We start from the raw sequence: 22,078 nt of genomic DNA, 5'->3' as shown, positions 1-22,078 counted from the left end.
CTCCGTCAAATCGTGCCGAAGCTGGCGCCTGAATCCTCTCCGCTCGTCATCCGCGGAGCGCACGCCTCACCCCTTCAGCGCCGCCAGCTCCCCCGGCAGCGCGTAGGCCCACTGAGTGATCGTGCCGGCGCCGAGGCACACCACGTAATCGCCCGCCTGCGCCCGTCCGGCGACCAACCCGGCCAATTCCTCCGGCGCGTTCAGCGCCAGTGCGTCGCGGTGGCCGCGGGACTTCAGGCCGGCGACCAGCGAATCGCGGTCGAAGCCCTCGATCGGCGCCTCGCCCGCGGCGTAGACGGGGGCGACGATGACCGTGTCGGCGTCGTTGAAGCAGGTGCAGAAATCCTCGAACAGCGATTGCAGCCGGGTGTAGCGGTGCGGCTGCACCACGGCGACGACGTTGCCTTCGGTCGAGGCGCGGGCGGCCCGCAGCACGGCCGCGATCTCCACCGGATGGTGGCCGTAATCGTCGAAGATCGTCGCGCCGTTCCACTCGCCCGTGCGGGTGAAGCGGCGCTTGACCCCGCCAAAGCTCGACAGCGCCTTGCGGATCGCCTCCTCCGAGACGCCGAGTTCGTGGGCCACCGCGAGCGCGGCGGTAGCGTTCAACGCGTTGTGCTTGCCCGGCATCGGCAGGACGAGATCCTGCATCTCCAGACGGAAGCCGGGGCGGCGGTCGCGGATCATGACGCGGAAGCGGCTTTGCCCCCCCTTCAGGTCGATGTCGAGGAGGCGCACGTCGGCCTGCGGGTTCTCGCCGTAGGTGATGATGCGCCGATCCTCGATATGGCCGACGAGGTCCTGCACGATCGGGTGATCGATGCACATCACCGCGAAGCCGTAGAACGGGATGTTGTCGATGAAGCGCCGGAAGGCGTCCTTGATCGCGTCGAACGAGCCGAAATGGTCGAGATGCTCGGGGTCGATGTTGGTGACGATCGCGACATCCGCCGGCAGCTTGAGAAAGGTACCGTCCGACTCGTCGGCCTCCACCACCATCCAGTCGCCCGCGCCCATGCGGGCGTTGGTGCCGTAGGCGTTGATGATGCCGCCGTTGATCACCGTCGGGTCGAGGTTGCCGGCATCCAACAGGGTGGCGACCAGCGAGGTCGTCGTGGTCTTGCCGTGGGTACCGGCCACCGCGACGCAGGACTTGAACCGCATCAGCTCGGCCAGCATCTCGGCGCGGCGCACGACGGGCAGGCGGCGCTCGCGGGCCTCGACCAGCTCGGGGTTGTCGCGGCGGATCGCGGTGGAGACCACGACCAGCGCCGCGTTCTCGACGTTCTCAGCCTTATGGCCGACGAAGGTGCGGATGCCCTTCTCGGAGAGGCGCCGGACGTTGGCGTTGTCGTTCGCGTCCGAGCCCTGCACGGTGTAGCCGAGATTGGCCATCACCTCGGCGATGCCGGACATGCCGATGCCGCCGATGCCGATGAAGTGGATGGGGCCGAGCTTTTCGGGCAGCTTCATGTGACGGAACCTTCGAGGGCCGGGGCGCAAGCGAGCCCCGATTCAATCTCTACCGGATCGCGCCGGGGCGCGATCCGCCCCCGCGAATGCGGGGCGGCGGTCGTCCGCCGGACGCGGCAGATTTGCCGCACCTAGCCAGACTTGCCGCACCTAGGATGCTGCGGCGGCGGTCTCCACGACGACGGCGGCGAGGCGGTCGGCGGCGTCGAGGATGCGGGCGGTTTTGGCCGCCGCCGCGGCTTGGGTCAATTTCCGGGGGGCGCCGAACAGATCGACGAGTTCGGCGGCCAGCCGATCCGGCGTGAAGGCGCTCTGCGGGATCGAGAGCGCGGCGCCGATCCCGGCGAGCGTCGCGGCATTGGCCGCCTGATCCTGATCGAGCGCGCCGGGCAGCGGCACGAGGATGGCGGGGCGGCCGATGGCGGCAAGCTCCGAGACGGTCGAGGCACCCGAGCGGGCGACGATGAGGTGGCTCGCGGCCATGCGGCTCGGCAGGTCCTTGAAGAACGGCGCCGCCTCGATCCCGGCCAGCCCCATGGCGAGATAGCGGTTCTGCACCGCCGTCAGGTCCTCGGGCCGGGCCTGTTGGACCAGATGGAGGCGGGCGCGCAGATCCGCGGGCAGCTTCTCCAGCGCGGCCGGCACGACCTCGCTCATGACGCGGGCGCCCTGGCTGCCGCCGAACACGAGGAGGCGCAACGTCGCCGCCTCGTCGAGGCCCGGGTAGGGCAGATCGGCGACGGACAGCACCGCCGGGCGGATGGGGTTGCCGGTGTGGACACGCCGCGCGGTCGCCTTCTCGGGCACGCCGCGGACTTCCGCGAAGCCGGTGGCGATGACGCGAGCGCCCTTGGCCAGGAAGCCGTTGGCCCGGCCCATCACGGCGTTCTGCTCGTGCAAGATCGTCGGCACCTTGAGGAGCTGGGCGGCCAGCATCGGCGGCACGGTCGGGTAGCCGCCGAAGCCCACGACCGCGGCCGGGTTGAGCCGGCGCACGGCGCGGGCCGCCTGACCGAAGCCGCGACCCAGCGTCACCATCGCACCGGCCCGCCGCAGCGGCGAGCGGCCCGACGGCGTGGCGGAGGCGATGGTGACGATCTCGTCCGCCGGGAAGTCGCCGGCGATGGAATCGACCCGCGCGTCGGTGGCGAGCGCGACCCGGATGCCGCGCTCCTTCAACGCGTAGGCGAGGCTCTGCGCCGGAAACAGGTGGCCACCGGTGCCACCGGCACAGACCAGAACGAGTGGCGTGAAAACGGTCATCTTGCTTGTCCTCGATGCTGACGCCTCGAGGACGACCCGCCATACGAGCGGCTTCGCGCCTGTGCGCTTGCCGACGGCCTCGGCGAGGCGGTGGCGGTCGTGTTCGCCGTCGGGTTCACTGCATGATCCCCGGAACCGCCGAGGGCAGCGTGCCGGGCGGGCGCTGGCTCAGCATCGTCGTGCGCGGGCGCTTGCGGGTGAGCGCCACGAGGAAGCCCATGCCGAGCGCCAGCGAGATCAGCGACGAGCCGCCGTAGGAGACGAACGGCAGCGTCATGCCCTTGGCTGGCATGAGCTGCGTGTTCACCGCCATGTTGATGCAGGCCTGGAGGCCGAACAGGGTGGACAGACCGGTGATGGCGAGCCTCGAGAAGGTGTCGTCGGTGCGGCGCGCGAGCTTGAGCCCGCGCAGGACGATGTAGGCGAAGAGCGCCACGAGGCCCAGGCAGACCAGCACGCCGAACTCCTCGCCGGTGACGGAGAAGATGAAATCGGTATGCGCGTCGGGCAGGTGGCGCTTGGCCACGCCTTCCCCCGGCCCGGTGCCGAACCAGCCGCCGGAATTGAACGATTCCCGCGACCAGAACTCCTGGAAGCTGTCGCCCGAATCGCGGTCCATGAAGCGGTTGATGCGCTCGCGGACGTGGTGGAGGAAGGTGTAGGCGGCAAACACTCCGGTGAGCCCCAGCACGCCGAGGCCCGCGACCCAGAACCAGTGCAGGCCGGCGACGAAGAACAGCGCGCACCACACCATGGTGATCAGCATGGTCTGGCCGAAATCGGGCTGGAGGATCAGCGGCACGATGGTGACCGGCAGGAGCAGGATGGCGAGCAGCCCGCCGGGCATGTCGCGGCGCTGCGCCCCTTCCGAGAACGCCCAGGCGGCCACCACCACGAACGCGGGCTTCACGAACTCGGACGGCTGGAGGCCGAAAGGCCCGAACTGGATCCAGCGATGCGCGCCCTTGATCTCCGGGCCGAACTTTCCGGCGGCGATGCACAGCGCCACCCCGACGATCCAAGTGACCAGCGCGAAGCGCCGGATGTGGCGCACCGACAGGAAGGAGACCGCGATGATGAGCAGGATCGTCGGCGCGAGGTAGAGCGCCTGACGGTTGAGGAAGTAGAAGGTCGGCAGGCCGATGCGCTCGGCCACCGGCGGTCCGCCGCCCATCAGGAAGACGAGGCCGGCCACCATCAGGCAGCCGAGGCCCGCGAGCAGGCCGCGATCCACGGTCCACCACCAATCGGCCAGGGGGCTGCGTTCGGCGCGCGACATCATGGCGGGGCTCGACTCCGGGGCGCGTCGTCCCGCGACGAGACACGGGCGGCCCGCCCTGATCGTGGAATGGAAGGGTTAACGGTCTGTTGCGCTGAGTAAGAATGCGGTCGTGAAACGCGCCGCACATCCCCCTCCCCCCTCCGCGGGGGAGGGTGCCCGCGGAGCGGGCGGGAGAGGGGTAGCGCGACGATCCCGCTCGGCCGCCCTCGTCCAGTTATCTCCGGAAGCGTCGCTCCCCTCACCCGACCCCCTTCGGGGGCCACCCTCCCCCGCGGAGGGGGGAGGGTTACGCGCCAAGGGTCAGCCAAAAACAAACACCCAGCCATGCACCGGCGCGCGCATCCGCCGCTAGGCGCCGGCTCGGTCGCGTGATACTGGCCCCTGCCAACCCGATCCCGCTGGCCGAACGCTTCGGCCCGGCGCTGTCTTCGTCACCGGAGTTGGTTCATGGCCCGTATCAGCGCAGATTCGATCATCGAGGGCCTGACCTTCGACGATGTGCTGCTGCGCCCCGCCGCCTCGTCGGTGATGCCGACCGAGGTGAACGTCGCCACGCGGCTGACCCGCACGATCCAGCTCAACCTGCCGATCATCGCCTCCGCCATGGACACGGTGACGGAGGCGCCCATGGCCATCGCCATGGCGCAGAACGGCGGGCTCGGCGTCATCCACCGCAACCTCGAGCCGGCCGAGCAGGCCGAGCAGGTCCGCCTCGTCAAGAAGTACGAGTCGGGCATGGTGCTCAACCCGATCACCATCCATCCCGACGAGACGCTGGCCGACGCCTTCGAGGTGATGAAGAAGAACCGGATCTCCGGCATCCCGGTGGTCGAGCGCGGCCCCAACGGCTCCCGCGGCAAGCTCGTCGGCATCCTGACGAACCGCGACGTGCGCTTCGCCACCAAGACCGGCCAGCCGGTGGCCGAGCTGATGACCCGCGACCGGCTCATCACGGTGCGCGAGGGCGTGACCCAGGACGAGGCCAAGCGCCTGCTGCACCAGTTCCGCATCGAGAAGCTCTTGGTCGTCGACGACCACTACCGCTGCATCGGCCTCATCACCGTCAAGGACATCGAGAAGCAGGTCGCCTATCCCGGCGCCGTCAAGGACGAGCAGGGCCGCCTGCGGGTCGCCGCCGCCACGACCACCGGCGATTCCGGCTTCGAGCGGGCCGAGCGCCTGATCGATGCGGGTTGCGACGTGATCGTGGTCGACACCGCCCACGGCCATTCCCGCAAGGTGCTCGACAGCGTCGCGCGGGTGAAGCAGCTCTCCAACGCCGTGCAGATCATCGCGGGCAACGTCGCGACCGCCGAGGGCGCCCGCGCGCTGATCGATGCGGGTGCCGACGCGATCAAGGTCGGCATCGGGCCGGGCTCGATCTGCACCACCCGCATCGTCGCGGGCGTCGGCGTACCCCAGCTCACCGCGCTGATGGAGGCGGTCGAGGCCGCGCAGGGCGCGGACGTGCCGGTGATCGCCGACGGCGGCATCAAGTTCTCGGGCGACCTCGCCAAGGCGATCGCGGCGGGCGCCTCGGTCGCCATGCTCGGCTCGCTCTTGGCCGGCACCGACGAGGCGCCGGGCGAGGTCTTCCTGTATCAGGGGCGCTCGTACAAGAGCTATCGGGGCATGGGCTCGGTGGGCGCCATGGCCCGCGGCTCCGCCGACCGCTACTTCCAGGCCGAGGTCAGCGACACCCACAAGCTCGTGCCGGAGGGCATCGAGGGCCAAGTGCCGTACAAGGGGCCGGTGGCCGCCGTGCTGCACCAGCTCGCGGGGGGCTTGCGCGCCGCCATGGGCTATGTCGGCGCCGCGACCGTACCGGAGTTCCAGGAGCGGGCGCAGTTCGTCCGCATCACGAATGCCGGCCTGCGCGAGAGCCACGTCCACGACGTGACCATCACCCGCGAGAGCCCGAACTATCCGAGCCGGGCCTGACGGCCCGAGCTCATCAGAGCCAGATCAGGGTGACGACGAGGATGGTGCACTCGAAGGCGAGCAGCGTCCCGATGAGGTAGGTCACCCAGTCGCGTTCCCCGCTTGGATCAGCTGAATCGTCTCCCGGCATCGCGTGCCTCCTCGTCGGCATCGAGAAATAGCCGGGCCGATCCGGGAACGCTTTGATATAGTTTATGTTATCCGGCGGGAAACAGTTTCGCGTTCGGAAGAAGATACTCCGCGAGCCGTCAGGCCGCGGAGTTGAAGTCTCGGGAAAAGCCGCAAACAATTCGGCGAAGACCGTTCACCGTCGCGCACGGACTCCGGGGATCGGGCCGCGCGAGGACGACGTCGAGCGGAACCCGATGCGATGGGACCGGACGGCGGGCGCACACCTCACGGCTTCGGGGCGGCCTCGGCGGATTTCTCGGTCTCGACCTGCTTCTCCATCGCGGCGGCGAAGGCGTCGGGCGAGAGTTCGACGAAGCGGCGCATCGCCTCTTGGAACTCGGCTTCCTTGTCCGCGGGCGGGCAGCTGAAACCCTTCTTCTGCAACTCGCCGCGAACGGTCGCCTCGACCGGGGCCATGTCAGGCTGGAGCGCGGCGATGCGGCTCTCCACGCCGGCGCGCTGCCGGCCCGTCGAGCTGACGTCGCAGTCCTTCAGCACCCGCTGGATGACGAGGCCGACCGCGTAGGTCGCGATCCTGCCCTGCGAAGGAAGGGCGGGCGTCGGGCTCGCGACGGCGGCGCCGATCGCCGATTGCGCGGCGGATTTCGGCGGGGCGGCGTCGCAGCGGCGCAAGGCCTCGTAGCCCGCGGCGAAGTTCGGAATCCGGAAGTCCGCCTCACCGTTCTCGAAGCGCAGGATCACGGTCTTGGCCGCGAGCAGGTCCGGCACCAGAGCGTCGGGGAACTGCGCCCGCAGGGTCTTGCCGTCGCCGGTCCAGTTCGCCTTGAACTTGATCGCCTTCTTGTCGAGGAAGAACGGCACCTTCACCGCTTCGTCCTTGTCGAAGTCCCAGCCCTGATAGGCGAGGACGAGCGTCGCCCTGTCGCCGGCGAGGGCGAAGACGACCGCGTTCATCGCATTGTTGTCGTCCTTGTCCTCGTAGGTGTGGGTCATCAGGCAGGGATTGGCGCTCTTGTCGCCGACGGTGCGCTCGACCTCCCAGCCCTTCACGGTCTCGAACGGTTCGCGTTGGGCCGCCTCGGCGGAAAGACAAGGCAGGATCGCGACGGAGAGCGCCGTCGCCAGAGAAAGGAATGGGCGCACCGTTGGTCTCCGAGACGACGGCCAGCGCGCGGCTGCAGGGCGCAGGAGGCTTGGCGGCTTCAGCTTAGCCATGAAACGAGCCGGCAACCAGGGCGATCCGAAGCGTCATCGACGATCATCAACCGCTTCTGTCATCCGAACTTTACGATGCGCGGACCCGTGCATGGACGGACCGACGTTGTGCTTGCGAACACTTGAGCGGTGCCGGCTATACGCGAACAGGTGTCGCTTCGGTCCGCCGCTGACGCGGCAAACGCTCACTATTCGTGCGACCGAGTGCCAATGCGCACCGCAACAATCTCTTCGGCAGCGCAAATATGAATTTGCGGTAAAAATGTGAACGGGCCGCGGAACTTGCCACCGCTGCCCTCGTTATTCACCGACAGCCGAGCTTGTGCTCGGCGGCCGCGTGCCCCGGACAGGGGCGGGAGCCGGTCATGCCAGTCTTCGAAGCGAAGAATCTGCTTACCCAGGACGAGGACCGGAACCTCCTCGCGATGATCCTCCACCCGACGCCCGCCGCCCGGGAACAGGCGCGCGAGCGCGGTCGCACCCGGATCGAGCGGGCGACGATGCTGGCGGAACTGGCGCCTGCCGTGCCGGGCACGACCCTCGCCGCGCTCACCGGACAGAACGCGGTGCCCGCGGTCTGAGCCCGGCGGAGCGTCACCAAGCCTGCGGCGTGATCAGCCCCTGGCGCGTGACCACGACCCAGTTGCGGCCGCGTCGCTCGATCGCCTCCACGCGCCCGACGCCCGGCACCGCATCGCCGGCGCCCACCTCGACGAGACGGCGGCGGCGATCCTCCAGGATGGCGACGCCGTCGTAGACGTCGCGCACCGCCCACCCCTCGACGGTCTCGACCTTCGGCCGGTCCGGAAGGCTGCCGGTCTGCACCGGCTCGGCGCGCGTCTCCGGCTTCGGCTCGACCTTGGCTTCCGGCTTCGGCAGGGCGGGGAGTGCCGGCTGAAGCTTCTTGTCCATCAGCGTGGTCAGGCCGGCAAGCCGCGCGCCCTGCTCGCGCTCGGACTGGGCGAGCGTGTCGGAGAGCGAGGCGAGGCGTTTGTCGAGCCCCTGCTCGAGCCGGCCGATCCGCTCGCCGAGCGTGCCGTTCAGCGCCTTCGTCTCGGTCCGAAGGGCCTCGCTCGTCTCGCGGAGGGCGGACGCCGTGCGGGCGAGCCGCTCCATGTCCTGCGACAGCCGGAGCGTCTCGGCGCGCCCGGCCTCGATCCCGGCCCGCAGCTGGGCCAGCGCCTCGCCGGAGCGTTCCTTCGGCGAGGCCGCCAGACCGAGCCCGATGCAGATGCCGCCGACCAGCGCGGCGCACGAGGCCGCCGCCAGCCGACCGTTGGCGTTGAGCCGGAACGGCCGGCGCGTCGGGGCGGGCGCACTCGCGCTCTCCACCGGGGCGGCCGGCTTCGCGGCGGCGGCGCCCACAGCCTGCTTCAGCATCTCTTCCGGCGAGGCCTTGCCTGCGGACGCCGCCTTCTCCGCTTCGACCGTCTCCGCCATGACCCTGGCTTTCCCTGATGGATCTCCACCGCGCAGGGTCCGGCCGGGCCCGACAAGCCGCATCACCGCCGCACGCGAGGCGCCGGCCCGCCCCGCGCGCGCCTCACGGGCGATGCCGCGTTCCGGTCCGATGTCCTAAGACGATGGTAGGCATGTCTGTTTACCGAAAGGTTACCATACGGCACGGACCGACTTCGCGATCGAAGACCATCTCCCGCAAACGCGAATGTCGGTAGGCGCCCATCACCACCAAGTCAGCCCGGAACAGTCCGGCTTGGTTGCGCAGAATGTCTTCCACGCGTCCGTAGGCGGGCAAATCGTCGACCGTGACGTTCACGCCGTGGCGCGCGAGGTGCGGTGCGATCTCCGCGCCCGCCACCGTGTCCGCCATGTCCCGTATCCCCACCACGCAGGCGACCTCGACGGCTTCGGCCGCACGAAGGAACGGCATCGCGTCGTTGATCGCCCGCGCCGCCTGGGTGCCGCTGTCCCAGGCCACGAGGATTCGCTTCGCCGAGAAGATCGACACGCCGGGCGGTACGACGGCGACCGGCCGCCCGCTGCCGAACAGCAACTTCTCCGCTCGCTCCAGGTCGATGTCTCCACCCGGTCGGGATGCATCCAGCACCGTCAGGTGGAACATTCGGATCGCGCGGCGGGCGCGCGTCATTGCCCTTCAGAGCGTCGTGGTCGGCCTGGGCCTGTCCCTGGTCGGCATGGCGGCGGGCATGGCGGCGGCCGCGTTCGGCCACCTCTCGCCTCTCCAGGGCGCCCTTCTTCAAGAGGCCATCGACGTCGCGGTCATCCTGAACGCGCTCCGCGTCCTGTGGGGCATACCCGGCGACCCGGTACCCGGAGCGAGCCCAGGCCTGCCTTGAGGTGGATCAAGGAAGCCCGCCTCCGCGACCGCCAAACCTCTCCGGGCCATGCTCCAGCATCCGCTCGCCCGTGAGGTCGCCCTCGTCGTCGCCGTGAAGACGCTTCTCGTCCTGGCGGCCGGCCTCCTCCTGTTCGGGCCCGGGCAGCGGCCCCGCCTCACCCCCGGCAGCGTCGAGGACAGGGTCCTCGTCACCGCCGCACCGCCCCTCTCCGGGAGACCCGATCCATGACCGCCGCAGCCATGGACGTCGTGCAGCTGTCACGGCTCCAGTTCGGCCTGACCGCCATGTACCACTTCCTGTTCGTGCCGCTGACGCTCGGGCTCGCGCTGCTGCTCGGCATCATGGAGAGCATCTACGTCATGACGGGCCGCGAAATCTGGCGGCAGATGACGAAGTTCTGGGGCACGCTGTTCGGCATCAACTTCGCCATGGGTGTGGCCACCGGCATCACCATGGAGTTCCAGTTCGGCACCAACTGGGCCTATTACAGCCACTACGTCGGTGATGTCTTCGGTGCGCCCCTCGCCATCGAAGGGCTGATGGCCTTCTTCCTGGAGGCCACCTTCATCGGGTTGTTCTTCTTCGGCTGGGACAAGCTCTCCAAGGTCGCCCACCTGTGCGTGACCTGGCTCGTCGCGCTCGGTTCGAACCTCTCCGCGCTCTGGATCCTGATCGCCAACGGCTGGATGCAGCACCCGGTCGGCGCCCGCTTCAACCCCGACACCATGCGCATGGAGGTGACCGACTTCGCGGCCGTGCTGTTCAATCCGGTCGCCCAGGCCAAGTTCGTCCACACGGTCAGCGCCGGCTACGTCACCGGCGCGATGTTCGTGCTCTCGGTGAGCGCCTTCTACCTGCTGCGCGGCCGGCACGTGGACCTCGCCAAGCGCTCGATGACGGTCGCGGCGAGCTTCGGGCTGGCCGCCGCCCTCTCGGTCGTCGTGCTCGGCGACGAGAGCGGCTACACGACCGGCGAGAACCAGAAGATGAAGATCGCCGCCATCGAGGCGATGTGGGAGACGGAGCCTGCGCCGGCCGCCTTCACGGTGTTCGGCCTGCCCGATCTGGAGGGCCGCCACACCGCCTACGAGGTGAAGGTGCCCTGGATGCTGGGGCTCATCGCCACCCGCTCCCTCGACAAGGAGGTGCCGGGCATCCGGGACCTCGTCGCCCGCGCCGAGAGCCGCATCCGCACGGGGCTGACCGCCTATGCGGGCCTGGAGGCGTTCAAGCGCGACCGCACCGATGCCGCCGCGCGGGCCAAGCTGGAAGCCCATGCCGGCGACCTCGGCCACGCCCTTCTCCTGAAGAAGATCCGCCCCGACATCCTCGCCGCCACCGAAGCCGAGATCGCGCAGGCGGCGTGGTCGACGGTGCCGCCGGTCTCGCCGCTGTTCTGGAGCTTCCGGATCATGGTGGGTCTCGGCTTCGGGTTCATCACCTTGTTCGCCGTCGCCTTCTGGCTCGCCTGCCGACGCCGGCTCGACGCCCACCCCGCCTTCCTCTGGACGGCGCTGCTGGCACTGCCGCTGCCCTGGGTCGCGGCCGAACTCGGCTGGTACGTCGCCGAGGTCGGGCGCCAGCCATGGGTCATCGAGGGCGTCCTGCCGACCTTCCTCGCGGTGTCGAGCGTCTCGGCCGCCAACGTTCGGATCACCCTCGTCGGCTTCGTCGCGTTCTACTCGGCCCTGCTGGTCATCGACCTCTACCTGATGGGCAAGACCATCCGGCTCGGGCCGGAGGCGCTGCTCGACCCGGTCATCGTCGCACCGCGCCCGGCCCCCCTGCCGGTCGCCGCCGAGTAGCCCTTCGGAGATCCACCATGTCCCTCGACTACGAGACCCTGCGCCTGATCTGGTGGGCGCTGCTCGGCGTCCTGCTGATCGGCTTCGCCGTCATGGACGGCTTCGACCTCGGCGTCGGCCTGCTGCTGCCGGTCGTCGCCCGCACCGATGCCGAGCGGCGCGTCGCCATCAACACCGTCGGCCCGGTCTGGGAAGGCAATCAGGTCTGGCTGATCCTCGGCGCCGGGGCGATCTTCGCCGCATGGCCGCCCCTCTACGCGGTCGCCTTCTCCGGTTTCTACCTCGCGATGTTCCTCGTGCTGTGCGCGCTGATCCTGCGACCCGTGGGGTTCAAGTTCCGCTCCAAGGTCGCCGACCGGCGCTGGCGGACGGCCTGGGACGGTGCGCTGTTCGTCGGCGGGCTGGTGCCGGCCCTGATCTTCGGCGTCGCCGTCGGCAACGCCTTCCTCGGCGCGCCCTTCCGCTTCGACGCCGACCTGCGGCTGACCTACGAGGGCGGGCTCCTCGACCTGCTCAACCCCTTCGCCCTGCTGTGCGGGCTGGTGAGCGTCGCCATGCTGGCGATGCACGGCGCGAGCTATCTCGCCCTCAAGGCGGACGGTCCGGTCGCCGCCCGCGCCGCCGGCCTTATCGGCAAGGCCGCCCTCGCGACGCTCGTCCTGTTCTCGCTCGCCGGCCTCGCCCTCGCGTTCGGCGTGGACGGTCACGCGGTCGTGCAGGGACCGGGGGGCAACGCGCCCTCGAACCCGCTGATGAAGCGGGTCGTCACCGAGTCCGGCGGCTGGCTGCGCAACTACGGCGAGCAGCCCTGGATCGCGGCGGCGCCGCTCCTCGCCTATCTCGGGGCGGCGCTCGCCGGGCCGCTGGCGGAGCGCGACCGGCCCGGCCTCGCCTTCGTGGCGAGCGGGACGGCGGTGGCCGGCATCGTCGCCACGGCGGGCCTCAGCCTGTTCCCGTTCCTTCTGCCGTCCTCCCTCGACCCAAATGCCGGGCTGACGGTGTTCGACGCCTCGTCGAGCCGCACCACCCTGCTGATCATGCTCGGGGCGACCGTCCTCTTCCTGCCGCTCGTCCTTGCCTACACCGCATGGGTCTACCGGGTGCTGCGGGGCCGCGTCACCGCCGCCTGGGTCGAGGCCCAGGGCAAGGCCGTCTACTGAACCGGAGGCGTTTTCGATGTGGTACTTCGCCTGGATGCTCGGCGTCGGCTTCGCCTGCGCCTTCGCAGTCCTCAACGCGCTCTGGCTGGAGGCCCAGCCCGGCAAGCCGCCCGTCCCGGTCGGGAACCCGAACGATGTCGATCACGACTTCGTCTAGGGCGGCGTCCCTGGCGGCGGCGCTCGTCCTCTCGGCGGCGCTGCTCCTCTACCCGCGCATCCTCGGTGCCCGGTTCGGACCGGTCGAGCACGCCGTGCTGCCCCTGCTGCTGCTCGGCGTCTCCGGCGCCTTCGTCTCCGGCCTCGGCTACCAGCCCGACAACCGGGTCGCGCGGGCCGTGCTCTCGCCGGCGGCCGCGTGGAGCCTGATGACCTTCGGGGTCGCCCTGCTCGCCCTGCGTCGCCTCGCCATCTGAGGCGAACGACTTTTGATCCATCTCAAGGGCGACGAGGGACACCCGGCTCACCGTCGGACGACGAGACCATCGTCGAGACCTCGGCTTCGGCCTCGGCCTGATGATCTCGGCCTGATGATCTCGGCGGCCGCCGAGCTTCGGCGCTTGCGGCAGGTGCCGGGCCCGCGCGTCGTCTGACCGTCCGCGACGATGGAACGCGCGCTCATGCCTCTCGAAACGGTCAACCTCGTCCTCGCGTCGGCCTTCACCGCCGGCTGCATGGTGATCCATGCCTGCCGACATCGGGCGGACGACATCACCTTGGTGCTGGTGTTGGTGCTGATCGGGCTCGCGAACCTATCCGCGGCCGCCTTGCTCTCCCGGACCGGGCCTGCCCTCGATCCGGCCTTCGCGGCCGGGCTCGTGGCCTACCGGTCGCACCACGAGTAGCCGGCCACCTGTCCGAAGAGCGGGTCTCCTGCGCTCGACCTCTTGCGCTGGATCAAGGGCACGGACGCGGCGCTCGGCCATGGCTCCCGCTCCCCATGGAGGTGCCCATGCTTCGGACTGTCACCCTGACGCTCGCCCGCTGCCGCGAGCACCCGGAGGGTCATGCCGGCTGCGGCTATGACATCGTCGCACCGCTCGGCTCGGACGGCCGCCTCGACGTAGATCTCTGGCGATGCGAGCGGGATCGCTGCCGCGTCCGCCGGTTCTGGACCGGCGAGCCCGACCGCCACGGCCGCCTCGTGCATCGAGCCGGCGGTCCCGGCGGGGCCACTTGGCTGATCGACTACGACGACCGCACCACGAAGGACGACGAGCCCGGCTTCCGCCTCGGCGGCCACCGCCTCGTCGCGGGCGAGTACGTCTCTATCCGCGACGCCGACCGGGATCTGTTGCGCACCTTCAAGGTCGCCGATGCAGGCAATCCCGGTGGGGGTGCGGCGTGAGCGCGACCACGACCGCGATGTCGGATGTGCCGGGGCCGATCCTGGCAGTGATGGAGGCGGGGTTCGGCCTTTGGCGCATGCTCTGGTTCGAGTTGCCGATCGCGTGGTTGAGCGAGGTCGATCATGCCCTGGCCCTCGTTGCCTTGAGCGCCGCTCCGATGTCCCCGTTCCACGCCGTCGCCCTGGGTCTCGGCTGCCGGGGCGCCGAGGACGACCGCGTCCTTGCGCTGGATCAAGGCCGCTCTCCCTGACGGCGCCACCATGGCGCCCGTATCCAGCGAGGGAGACGACGATGACGATGGTCGTGAGGGCCACCTCCGTGACGATGTTGCGGGAAGTCCGGATGCCGCGTGGGGCCGCGGCGCGCGATGTGACCCAGCCCGCGAGGGCCGGTGAGGTGATCGAAGACGGGTCCCGGCACCGGGCCATCGGCAGCCTTCACGCGCTCGGCTTGGCCATCGTCGCATCGGTGCTGGTGACCGGCCTGCTCTACGCCGCCCTTTGAGATCCGCCATGGACGACAAGACGCTCCGGCTTCACCGCGTCGAGGAACTCGATTTCCTCCCGCAGCTCGACGCGGCCCGGATCGGGGTGGCCGTCGCCGACGGCGTGGTCTCCCTGACGGGTCACGTCGCCACCTACGGCGAGAAGCTCGCCGCCGAGCGGGCCGTGCTGCAGGTGCGCGCCGTCGTCGAACGGATCGAGGTTTCAAGCCCCGACCACCTGCGCGTCGGAGACGAGGAACTCGCGGACCGCTGCGCCCGCGTCATCGAGGGGGACGCGACCGTCCCGCACGGTTCGGTCGTGGTGAAGATCGAGAACGGCTGCATCACACTGACGGGCTGGGTCGAGCGATACGAGCAGAAGGACGCAGCTGACCGGGCGCTGCGCCGGCTCGTCGGCGTGACCGACATCGTGAACACGGTCGGGGTTCGCCATCCGACCCCGGTCGAGGCCGCTCCCGTCCGGGACGAGGCCTGGTCCGTCCTCTACTGAGCGGGCGCCTTGCGCTGGATCAAGGCCGCCGCCCGGCGCTCCGGGTCAGCTTCCACCCAGGTCAAGGACGGAGCCAGCCCATGCGCCAGTACCTCGTCAGCTTCCACAAGGTCGTCACCGACGGCAGCGGTCACGACCGCCGCATCGTGCAGCGTCAGGCGCTCGTCCGGGCAAGGTCCGAGGTCTCCGCCCTGTTCGAGGCCAAGGCGCTCTTCCGCGAGGAAATGGGTGTCGCGGACTGGCGGCTCCGCGCCGACACCTGCGAAGCCGTCGAACTGGCCGACATCGCCGCTTGAGGAGGCCGGGATGAGCCACGAACGCGGCGAGCCCGTGCCTTGGCGGGGGCGGCAACGGGCGGTGGAAGGACCGGAAGACCGAGGCCAAGGCCGCGGTGAACCGCCGGCACGGCGTACTCGGTCTCATCGACCTGATCGCGGTGACGCCCCGCGCCGACGCGGCCGACATGCGCCACCAGATCGTCGCGGCGCTGAAGCGGAACGCCCAGGTCGAGGCCGACTCGATCAGCGTGAACGTGGCCGGCGACAGGGTCACCCTGCACGGCAAGGTCCACGCCCGGCACGAGCGCGGCGTCGCCGAGCGCGCTGCGTGGTCCGCGGCGGGGGTGCGCTCGGTGGACGCCCGCATCGAGGTCGTCTGACCGTCCGGGACCGGCCCCGCCCTTGTCTCCGGCAGCTCGGCCGGCGCGCCCCGCCGGAGCCTTCCCGTCCGAGGAGGCCGACATGACCTTTGGGACCGTCATGGTGACCGTCGATCCGAGTGAGGCTGCCCGGACCCGGATACGGCTGGCGGGGCACCTCGCCGACGCTTTCGGGGCGAGCCTGCTCGGGGTGTCGGCACAGGTGCCGATCCACCTGCCGCCGGCGGGCGGCCCGCCGGTCGACGCCTACGTCACGCCCCGCCTGCGCGAGGCGTGCCTCGACGGCTTGGCGCGGGCCCATGCGGTCTTCGAGGAAGCGGCCGCGGGCCGGAGCCGGAACGCGTGGGTCTCCGATGTCGACTTCCCGCTCTCCTTCATCGTCCGCCAAGCCGCCCGCGCCGGTCTCGTCGTGACCGGCCGGCCGGGCGCCGACGAGCCGCCATGCCTCGTCGCCGATACCGGCGACCTCGTCATGAACCTCGGCCGACCGCTGCTCGTCGTGCCCCGGGGGGTCGACCACCTGGATGGGCGGCGCGTCGCCCTCGGCTGGCGCAACACCCGGGAGGCACGTCGGGCCGTCACCGACGCGCTACCCTTCCTGCGCCGGGCCTCCAAGGTCGTCGTCGTCGCTATCGACGAGGGCGGGGGTACCTGCAGCGGCGAGCCGGTCATCCGCTACCTGTCGGGGTTCGGCATCCAGGCCACGGCGGTGCGGGCGTCCGCCGAGGGTGCCGGCACGGCCGAGGCGCTCGTCGATCTCGCCTGCGAGCACGCCGCCGACCTGCTCGTCACGGACGCCTACGGGCATTCCCGACTGAGGGAATGGGCGTTCGGCGGCGTCACCCGGGACTTGCTCCGAGGCTGCCCGATCTGCTGCCTGCTCAGCCACTGAGGGCCCTGGACGGCGCCGAGCCGGTGTCGAGATGGCTGGAACCCTGAAGGACAGCCCTCCCCTCGGCGGCAGGCATCGACGCAGGTGACGGCATGGTCGGCCTCACGGGGCTGTCGGTGTGCCTCCAAGGCTCAGGCCGACCCGTCCGGCATCCCCGGTGAACACCACCCCGTTCGCCTCGAAGGCCGCCTTTGCCGCGTCGAGGTTCGACCGACGGACGCTCCCGATGCGCGCCGCATCCTCGATCCGCGCGACCGTCGACGGTGACAGGTCCGCTTCCGTCGAGAGGCGCTCGATGGTCCAACCCAGCAATGCCCTGGCCGCCCGGACCTGCGCGGCGGTGAGGCGCGTGGTGGAGGATCCTGGGATCCGCAGGTCGACCTGAAACCTCTTGCTGCCCGTGATGGGAAGGCACATCCCGACCCATTCCCGGATGGCACCGTCATGGTCGAGGACCGGCGCACCGCGTGCATTGAACCAGCGGTGGATGCCGTCCGCGCACCGAATACGATAGTCGGTATCGTAGACGCCCTGGTGGAGCACCGCGGTCCGCCATGCTTCGCGCGTGCGTTCGCGGTCCTCTGGGTGGATGGCGTCGAGCCACCCGTAACCTGTCATCTCCTCGGTCGTCTGCCCGGTCAGCGTCGTCCAGTCCGATCCGACCCGCGTGCCTCCATCGGGCGTCGCCGTCCAGACGACCGTCGCCACCGCGCGAACCAGGGCGCTGTACCGTTCGTGCGCCAATTCGGTCGGGTCCTCGACCCGAGGCGCGACGCCCATCGATATGCCCATGTGAAATGGTACCGCCCGGCCAGCCAAGTTTATTGACCGATTTTCATTCTTCTATCGCCATGGCGGCCCGCAATCCAGTTTTTTCCGCGTTTTCTCTGTTCGCGGCGCGTGGGAATTGCTAGCGAGAGTGCTGCCGATGGAACCGATTCTGGAGGCTTCCATGTTGAGCAGAACCGGGGCGCCGCCCCCTACCGGACATGCCTGCGTCCACGCGCGCTCCTCGGGCGGCTGCTCCGAGTGCAAGGTTCGCCTCCTCAGCGTCTGTGCCGCCCTGACCTGCGAAGAGCTCGACGAGCTCGAGGCGCTGAGCCAGCGACTGCACCTTGCGCCGCGTCAGGCGCTGTTCCGGCAAGGTGACCCCGCCGATGCGGTATACAACGTGACCGAGGGCATGGTCCGCCTGTCCCGTCTGCTGCCGGACGGACGCCGGCACGTCATGGGCTTCGCGATGGTCGGCGACTTCCTCGGCCTGGCGCTCCCCGAGCGTTACAACGTCACCGTCGAGGCCCTGTCGCCGACGGCCCTCTGCCGGTTCGAGAGACGCCCCTTCGCGAACCTCGTCGCCGGCAAGCCCCACCTCCTTCGGAAGCTCCACGAGCGGGCCGGCTACGAGCTCACCCTCGCGCAGGACCACATGACGCTCCTCGGCCGGCGCACGGCGGAGGAGAAGGTCGCGAGCTTCCTGCTCACCATGCGCGACCGCTACGCCCTGGTCGGGCAGGGCTCCGTGACCGTGGCGCTGCCGATGGGCCGCCAGGACATCGCCGACCATCTCGGCCTCACCATCGAGACCGTGAGCCGCTTGCTGACGCGTCTCGACCGCGAGAAGGCACTGCTGATCGTTCCTGGAGGCGTCCGGCTCACCAACCTCGACCGACTGGAGAACCTCGCCGCCGCCTGAGGCCGCCTGGCGTTACCGTTCGAGCGTCTTCAGGTAGTCGATGAGGTTCTGGGCCTCGTCCGGGTCCAGCCTGAACTCGGGCATGGTGGGGTGGCCGGTGACGATGCCCTCCGCCAGCGCTTCCGAGAGGTCTTCGACAGGGTAGCGTCGATGAAGCTCCCGGAACGGCGGGGCCGCCCCGAGCGGGCTGCCGCCGAGGCGCCCGACCGCATGGCAGCGGGCGCAGTTCGTCAGCGCGATGACCTCGCCCCGCCGGACGTTGCCGTCCGCCTGGACGGAGGGGGGCGTCATGACGAGCGCGGCCGCGACGAGGATGGCGGCCCGCATCAGTGGCACATCAGGCTGCAGATGGGGCTACGCTGCAGGATCTCCCGCGTCACGCCGCCCAGCACCCATTCCCGAAGCCGGGAATGCCCGTAGGCCCCCATGACGAGCAGGTCGGCATCGTGCATCTGGGCGAAGCGGAGGATCTCGGCGCCATCCGTGTCGACCGCGCGCAGGAAGTGGGTGGCGACGGAGGCGCCGTGCCGTGCGAGGTGGGCGGCCACCTCCTCGCCGCCCTGAAGTCGGGCGTCGGAGCCGGTGGTCACGACGTGGACGTGGTCCGCGTTGCGGAGGAACGGCAGGGCGGCCGAGACCGCCCGGCGCGCGGGCGGTCCGTCCTTCCACGCCACGACCACCCGGGATCCCTTGAGGTTCTCGATCCGCGGCGGCACCACGAGGACCGGGCGACCGGCCTCCATCAGCACGGGGCCGGGCGGCACGTCGAACTGGCGTGGAGCGTCATCATCGGCGCCGTGGCGGCCGACGACGACAAGGTCGGCGGCCCTGGCCAGGTCGACGAGGTGCGTCACCGGCCCGGCCAGCGCCGGGCGCCAGTCGGTCCGCAGACCCTCGCCGAGGTTGGCGTTGAACACCGTGCCGGCCTCGGTCAGCGCCTCCCGGACCTTGGCCGCGTTGTCCTCCTCCTGCCTCGCGGCGTCGTAGATGTCGTGCACCAGCAGCGGGGCCGGCACCGTCTCGGCGGCCGCGCCGGTCAATGTGGCTTCGAAGCGGCGCGCGAGGCCGGCCGCGAGCTTGACCCTGTCCGGAGCGGCCTCGCCGAGATCGACCGAGACCAGGATGTTCGCGTAGCCCATGACCGCCTCCCTCCGGCCGCCCGTCGGCCCGATAGGGAATCCTCGTCACCCGGAGCCGGCGGGGCCTTGATCCAGCGCAAAGCCCTCGTCCTGTCGGGCTTCGGCGACCGGTTGCGCGAGCCGCTTTCGGGCCGTTGCCGACCGGCGCGCCGTGGCGGCAGGGCGAGCGCGGGCCTTGCCATGGAGCGGCCAGTACCGCTCCATCGCGAGATAGGTGAACGAGGCCGACCAGCCGATCAGGACCAATCCGTTCAGCGCCTCGACGCCGGTCAGCAGCCGCGCGTGGCCGAGGGGGATGTGGTCGCCGTAGCCAAGCGAGGTGTAGGCCACGACCGAAACGAACAGGCAGTCCTCGAAGGACTCGACGGGCACGCCGGAGAAGGCACCGAGACCCAGCTTCAAGACGAGGAGCCAATAGGCCCCCGCATAGGTCCAGACCGCGACAGTGTGTCCGGCGAAGGCGGCCAGCACCACGGCGATGATCCGCGCCCGCGGCGGCACCGGCAATTCGGCCAGGTGCTCCGAGGTCAGCCACAGGGTCTCGTAGAGCACCAGGATGGTGACGACGACGAGGACGACGCTGGCGGCCAGCACGACGGGCATCGAGCCAACTTGAGGCCCGGACGACCGGGCAGCTTTGACCTGCCTCAAGGCCTGCGGGGCGTGCGGCGGGCTTCATGGGCTCCGGACAAGAGGCCGACCTTGAACCTCGTCGCGGCGCCGACCGCCCCGGTCGCTACCCTGCCGGAGCATATCCGGCCACAGGTCAGCAAGCTGAAGGCTGCGGTGTTCGTCGAGCCCGGCCGGATCGCCCTTCAAGACAAGCCTGCGCCCGATGTCGGCGCGTTGGACGCCCTGCTGCGGATCACGACCACCACCATCTGCGGCACCGACGTTCATATCCTCAGGGGCGAGTATCCGGTCGCGAAAAGGCTGACGGTCGGACACGAGCCCGTCGGCGTCATCGAGAAACTCGGCTCGGCCGTGCAGGGCTACCGGGAAGGCCAGCGCGTCGTTGCCGACGCCATTTAAACCTTCTTCAGCAAACGACGAGTGGGCAGCCGCATCATCGTAGAGAGACGTTTCCACGGTCGAAATCTCTGCGTTCGCCCTGGTTTGCCCGGCGGCATCCTGCAGGGCATCCGTGGACGCCACAAGGCGCCTGAGGCCATCAGCGTCCCTCCCCTCGACCCGGGCGACGATGTCCTGCGCGTAAGCGTTCGGCATCCCTTGGCCGAGAACCGTCTCCACGCACGAGCGCTGGTAACGTATGCGCCGGACCGTTACCGCCTCTTCGTGGTCGAATGCCCCCATCCGGGACTTTGTGACCCGGGCCCGCACCCCGCCGGAGGCGATGAGGTTCATTGTCCGGTCAAGGGCACGAGTAGGGCATGGGAATGAAAGGGAATTTGGGGTGACGAAACCGGCTCTTTCGCGTATCCGGCAATAGCGTATCCCAGAGCGCAGGGCCTGTAGCTCAACGGTTAGAGCCGACCGCTCATAACGGTCTGGTTGCAGGTTCGAGTCCTGCCGGGCCCACCACTTGTCTAATAAGCATCTGATTTTTCTCGTAAAAATCCGAGCTATCCCGCACCTTGGAAATTTGCAGGGATTTCGGTCCCTAAAGTATCTCGATTTTCTGGCCTTGCTCCCGCGCCGATGCCGAGTGGGCGGGATTTCTGCGGGCTTCGCGGGCGAGCTTCACCCGGTTGGCCGTCCGGGTGTAGACCGCGCTTTCCCGGCTTCCGTCGGCCCATCCGAACAGGGCGTTGAGCTGCGCCTCGGTGGCGCCTTCCTCGGCCGCACGACGCGCGCCGGCCTTGCGCAGGCCGTGGGCCGAGCCGGGGCAGCGCGCCGAGCGGCACGCCTCCCTGAACCAGTTGCCGAAGGATTTTTTGACGAAGGGGCGGCCTCGCTCGGTCGCGAGGAACGTCAGCTCGCCAGTTGCCGTCGCGGCGATCGAGGCGACCAGCGCCGGGAGGATCGGCGCCACCACCACCATGCCCGTCTTCTCGGTGCGGATGGTGAACTCGTCGTTCCGCACGTGGGGCCGCCCCAAGCGCACCGCATCGCCGCGGCGCAGGCCGGTATAGAGCAAAATGTCGAAGGCCAAGCGCTCGCGCGTGCCGATCGGCCAGTGGGCTTCGAAGCGGGCCACCTCCTCCTCGGTCCAAGCGTGGAAGCCGTCCTTGTCCGCGCCGATCGGCAGGAGCTTGATGCCGTGCGTTGGGTCGCTCTTCACGTAGTCGGCGGCGAGCGCCCACGTGAACAGCGCCCGCATCGCCTTCAGAAAATTGTTGGCCGCGAACGGGGTGTCCCGCCGCCGGTCCCGCCCGGCCAGGATAGCGCATCGGTCGATGTCCGAGACCTGCGCGGTTCCGGCCGTCTTCTCCGCCGCCTTGAAGAAGCTGCCGCGCTGCTTCCGGGTGGCGGCGCTGAGGCCTGCCCACTCGGCCGAGGCCATATGCCGGACGATGAGCCACGACAGCGTGCCCGGCGCCGGCCCGGTCGCGGGAGCGAGTGGCTTGCCCTCGACGGCCAAGCGGTAGTCGCGCCAGAACTGTTCGGTGTCGTAACGCTCGCGCATCCGCGTGCGGGGGCCCTGTCCTACCCGGACGTATGATCCGCCCCCATGGGAGTGGTCCGCCCTGAGGTATGGCCTGCGGGCCAGGACGAGGACGGACAGATGGGAACGAAGCGGCACAAGCCGGAGGATGTAGTCGCCAAGCTGCGGCAGGCGGACGTGTTGATCGCGCAGGGCCA

At 69.8% G+C, this 22,078-nt stretch carries 27 protein-coding genes, 1 tRNA gene and 2 pseudogenes; 19 read left to right on the top strand and 11 right to left on the bottom strand.

What is annotated here, in order from left to right:
- Window positions 1-66 precede the first annotated feature (66 nt).
- From murC to HNR00_RS18405, 3 genes are all read right to left on the bottom strand, one after another.
- On the bottom strand, window positions 67-1,473 hold the full coding sequence (murC, locus tag HNR00_RS18415) for a UDP-N-acetylmuramate--L-alanine ligase (protein WP_183571828.1): 1,407 nt from the start codon (window positions 1,471-1,473) through the stop codon (window positions 67-69).
- Window positions 1,474-1,623: 150 nt separating this feature from the next.
- Complete coding sequence (gene murG, locus HNR00_RS18410) at window positions 1,624-2,736, bottom strand: undecaprenyldiphospho-muramoylpentapeptide beta-N-acetylglucosaminyltransferase (RefSeq protein WP_183571827.1); 1,113 nt, start codon at window positions 2,734-2,736, stop codon at window positions 1,624-1,626.
- A gap of 115 nt (window positions 2,737-2,851) precedes the next feature.
- Complete coding sequence (locus HNR00_RS18405) at window positions 2,852-4,018, bottom strand: FtsW/RodA/SpoVE family cell cycle protein (protein ID WP_183571826.1); 1,167 nt, start codon at window positions 4,016-4,018, stop codon at window positions 2,852-2,854.
- A 447-nt stretch (window positions 4,019-4,465) separates the two neighbouring features.
- Between HNR00_RS18405 and guaB the strand changes: the two genes are divergently transcribed.
- Window positions 4,466-5,959 carry an IMP dehydrogenase gene (gene guaB / locus HNR00_RS18400; protein ID WP_183571825.1) on the top strand — a complete coding sequence of 498 codons (1,494 nt, stop codon included), beginning with the start codon at window positions 4,466-4,468 and terminating at the stop codon, window positions 5,957-5,959.
- A gap of 396 nt (window positions 5,960-6,355) precedes the next feature.
- On the opposite strand, the gene HNR00_RS18395 is transcribed toward guaB, so the two are convergent.
- Window positions 6,356-7,234: a hypothetical protein gene (locus tag HNR00_RS18395; protein WP_183571824.1), complete on the bottom strand. Its 879-nt coding sequence runs from the start codon at window positions 7,232-7,234 to the stop codon at window positions 6,356-6,358.
- Between the two features lie 437 nt (window positions 7,235-7,671).
- Here HNR00_RS18395 and HNR00_RS18390 point away from each other — a divergent pair, with 437 nt between their 5' ends.
- Entirely contained in the window at window positions 7,672-7,887 is a 216-nt protein-coding gene (locus tag HNR00_RS18390; RefSeq protein ID WP_183571823.1) for a hypothetical protein, read from the top strand.
- A 13-nt stretch (window positions 7,888-7,900) separates the two neighbouring features.
- On the opposite strand, the gene HNR00_RS18385 is transcribed toward HNR00_RS18390, so the two are convergent.
- Together HNR00_RS18385 and HNR00_RS18380 are read right to left on the bottom strand one after the other, a co-directional pair.
- Entirely contained in the window at window positions 7,901-8,746 is an 846-nt protein-coding gene (locus tag HNR00_RS18385; protein WP_183571822.1) for a hypothetical protein, read from the bottom strand.
- A gap of 160 nt (window positions 8,747-8,906) precedes the next feature.
- A complete protein-coding gene (locus HNR00_RS18380) occupies window positions 8,907-9,389 on the bottom strand; it encodes a universal stress protein (protein ID WP_210306549.1) in 483 nt (160 codons plus the stop codon).
- Between HNR00_RS18380 and HNR00_RS25615 the strand changes: the two are divergent.
- The 14 genes and pseudogenes from HNR00_RS25615 to HNR00_RS18315 form a co-directional block, all read left to right on the top strand.
- Window positions 9,388-9,624: pseudogene (locus tag HNR00_RS25615) on the top strand (heavy metal translocating P-type ATPase); the annotation flags it as partial. The gene HNR00_RS18380 and the pseudogene HNR00_RS25615 sit on opposite strands and share 2 nt — an antisense overlap.
- A 48-nt stretch (window positions 9,625-9,672) precedes the next feature.
- On the top strand, window positions 9,673-9,855 hold the full coding sequence (locus HNR00_RS18375) for a hypothetical protein (protein WP_183571820.1): 183 nt from the start codon (window positions 9,673-9,675) through the stop codon (window positions 9,853-9,855).
- A complete protein-coding gene (locus HNR00_RS18370) occupies window positions 9,852-11,432 on the top strand; it encodes a cytochrome ubiquinol oxidase subunit I (protein ID WP_246390788.1) in 1,581 nt (526 codons plus the stop codon). The genes HNR00_RS18375 and HNR00_RS18370 overlap by 4 nt, the downstream gene beginning before the upstream one ends.
- Before the next feature lie 17 nt (window positions 11,433-11,449).
- Window positions 11,450-12,592: a cytochrome d ubiquinol oxidase subunit II gene (gene cydB, locus HNR00_RS18365; protein ID WP_183571819.1), complete on the top strand. Its 1,143-nt coding sequence runs from the start codon at window positions 11,450-11,452 to the stop codon at window positions 12,590-12,592.
- A 16-nt stretch (window positions 12,593-12,608) separates the two neighbouring features.
- Window positions 12,609-12,749, top strand: coding sequence for a cytochrome bd-I oxidase subunit CydX (gene cydX / locus HNR00_RS18360; RefSeq protein WP_183571818.1), 141 nt, complete (start codon window positions 12,609-12,611; stop codon window positions 12,747-12,749).
- Window positions 12,727-13,005, top strand: coding sequence for a cyd operon YbgE family protein (locus tag HNR00_RS18355; protein ID WP_183571817.1), 279 nt, complete (start codon window positions 12,727-12,729; stop codon window positions 13,003-13,005). Before cydX ends, HNR00_RS18355 begins: the two co-directional genes overlap by 23 nt.
- Window positions 13,006-13,209: 204 nt before the next feature.
- Entirely contained in the window at window positions 13,210-13,434 is a 225-nt protein-coding gene (locus HNR00_RS18350; protein WP_183571816.1) for a hypothetical protein, read from the top strand.
- 107 nt (window positions 13,435-13,541) lie between these two features.
- Window positions 13,542-13,937 (top strand): hypothetical protein, encoded by a 396-nt coding sequence (locus HNR00_RS18345; RefSeq protein WP_183571815.1) that lies wholly within the window; start codon window positions 13,542-13,544, stop codon window positions 13,935-13,937.
- Complete coding sequence (locus HNR00_RS18340) at window positions 13,934-14,188, top strand: hypothetical protein (RefSeq protein WP_183571814.1); 255 nt, start codon at window positions 13,934-13,936, stop codon at window positions 14,186-14,188. The genes HNR00_RS18345 and HNR00_RS18340 overlap by 4 nt, the downstream gene beginning before the upstream one ends.
- Before the next feature lie 41 nt (window positions 14,189-14,229).
- Entirely contained in the window at window positions 14,230-14,442 is a 213-nt protein-coding gene (locus HNR00_RS18335) for a hypothetical protein (protein ID WP_183571813.1), read from the top strand.
- Window positions 14,443-14,450: 8 nt separating this feature from the next.
- Complete coding sequence (locus tag HNR00_RS18330; protein ID WP_183571812.1) at window positions 14,451-14,933, top strand: BON domain-containing protein; 483 nt, start codon at window positions 14,451-14,453, stop codon at window positions 14,931-14,933.
- Between the two features lie 80 nt (window positions 14,934-15,013).
- On the top strand, window positions 15,014-15,229 hold the full coding sequence (locus HNR00_RS18325) for a hypothetical protein (protein ID WP_183571811.1): 216 nt from the start codon (window positions 15,014-15,016) through the stop codon (window positions 15,227-15,229).
- 95 nt (window positions 15,230-15,324) lie between these two features.
- On the top strand, window positions 15,325-15,591 hold the full coding sequence (locus HNR00_RS18320) for a BON domain-containing protein (RefSeq protein WP_183571810.1): 267 nt from the start codon (window positions 15,325-15,327) through the stop codon (window positions 15,589-15,591).
- Between the two features lie 82 nt (window positions 15,592-15,673).
- Window positions 15,674-16,483, top strand: coding sequence for a universal stress protein (locus HNR00_RS18315; protein ID WP_183571809.1), 810 nt, complete (start codon window positions 15,674-15,676; stop codon window positions 16,481-16,483).
- Between the two features lie 102 nt (window positions 16,484-16,585).
- On the opposite strand, the gene HNR00_RS18310 is transcribed toward HNR00_RS18315, so the two are convergent.
- A complete protein-coding gene (locus HNR00_RS18310; RefSeq protein WP_183571808.1) occupies window positions 16,586-17,275 on the bottom strand; it encodes a PAS domain-containing protein in 690 nt (229 codons plus the stop codon).
- Window positions 17,276-17,435: 160 nt separating this feature from the next.
- Here HNR00_RS18310 and HNR00_RS18305 point away from each other — a divergent pair, with 160 nt between their 5' ends.
- Complete coding sequence (locus HNR00_RS18305) at window positions 17,436-18,176, top strand: Crp/Fnr family transcriptional regulator (RefSeq protein ID WP_183571807.1); 741 nt, start codon at window positions 17,436-17,438, stop codon at window positions 18,174-18,176.
- A 12-nt stretch (window positions 18,177-18,188) separates the two neighbouring features.
- Here HNR00_RS18305 and HNR00_RS18300 read toward each other — a convergent pair whose 3' ends face one another.
- Genes HNR00_RS18300 through HNR00_RS18290 form a run of 3 tightly spaced genes read right to left on the bottom strand, consistent with a single transcriptional unit; the run spans window position 18,189 to window position 19,918 of the window.
- Window positions 18,189-18,467, bottom strand: coding sequence for a c-type cytochrome (locus HNR00_RS18300; protein WP_246390794.1), 279 nt, complete (start codon window positions 18,465-18,467; stop codon window positions 18,189-18,191).
- A 35-nt stretch (window positions 18,468-18,502) separates the two neighbouring features.
- Window positions 18,503-19,315 (bottom strand): universal stress protein, encoded by an 813-nt coding sequence (locus HNR00_RS18295; protein WP_183571805.1) that lies wholly within the window; start codon window positions 19,313-19,315, stop codon window positions 18,503-18,505.
- Between the two features lie 45 nt (window positions 19,316-19,360).
- Window positions 19,361-19,918: an ion channel gene (locus tag HNR00_RS18290; protein ID WP_183571804.1), complete on the bottom strand. Its 558-nt coding sequence runs from the start codon at window positions 19,916-19,918 to the stop codon at window positions 19,361-19,363.
- Window positions 19,919-20,068: 150 nt separating this feature from the next.
- Here HNR00_RS18290 and HNR00_RS18285 point away from each other — a divergent pair.
- Window positions 20,069-20,344 (top strand): annotated as a pseudogene (locus HNR00_RS18285) (alcohol dehydrogenase catalytic domain-containing protein); the annotation flags it as partial.
- A 437-nt stretch (window positions 20,345-20,781) separates the two neighbouring features.
- Window positions 20,782-20,857 (top strand) — tRNA-Ile (locus tag HNR00_RS18280).
- A 79-nt stretch (window positions 20,858-20,936) separates the two neighbouring features.
- Here the strand turns inward: HNR00_RS18280 and HNR00_RS18275 are convergent.
- Window positions 20,937-21,902 (bottom strand): tyrosine-type recombinase/integrase, encoded by a 966-nt coding sequence (locus HNR00_RS18275; RefSeq protein ID WP_183571803.1) that lies wholly within the window; start codon window positions 21,900-21,902, stop codon window positions 20,937-20,939.
- Window positions 21,903-22,078 lie beyond the last annotated feature (176 nt).

It is taken from the genome of Methylorubrum rhodinum (genome assembly GCF_014199935.1).
In the GTDB taxonomy this organism is placed as follows: Bacteria; Pseudomonadota; Alphaproteobacteria; order Rhizobiales; family Beijerinckiaceae; genus Methylobacterium; species Methylobacterium rhodinum.
This window is presented reverse-complemented; position numbering and strand designations above follow the sequence as displayed.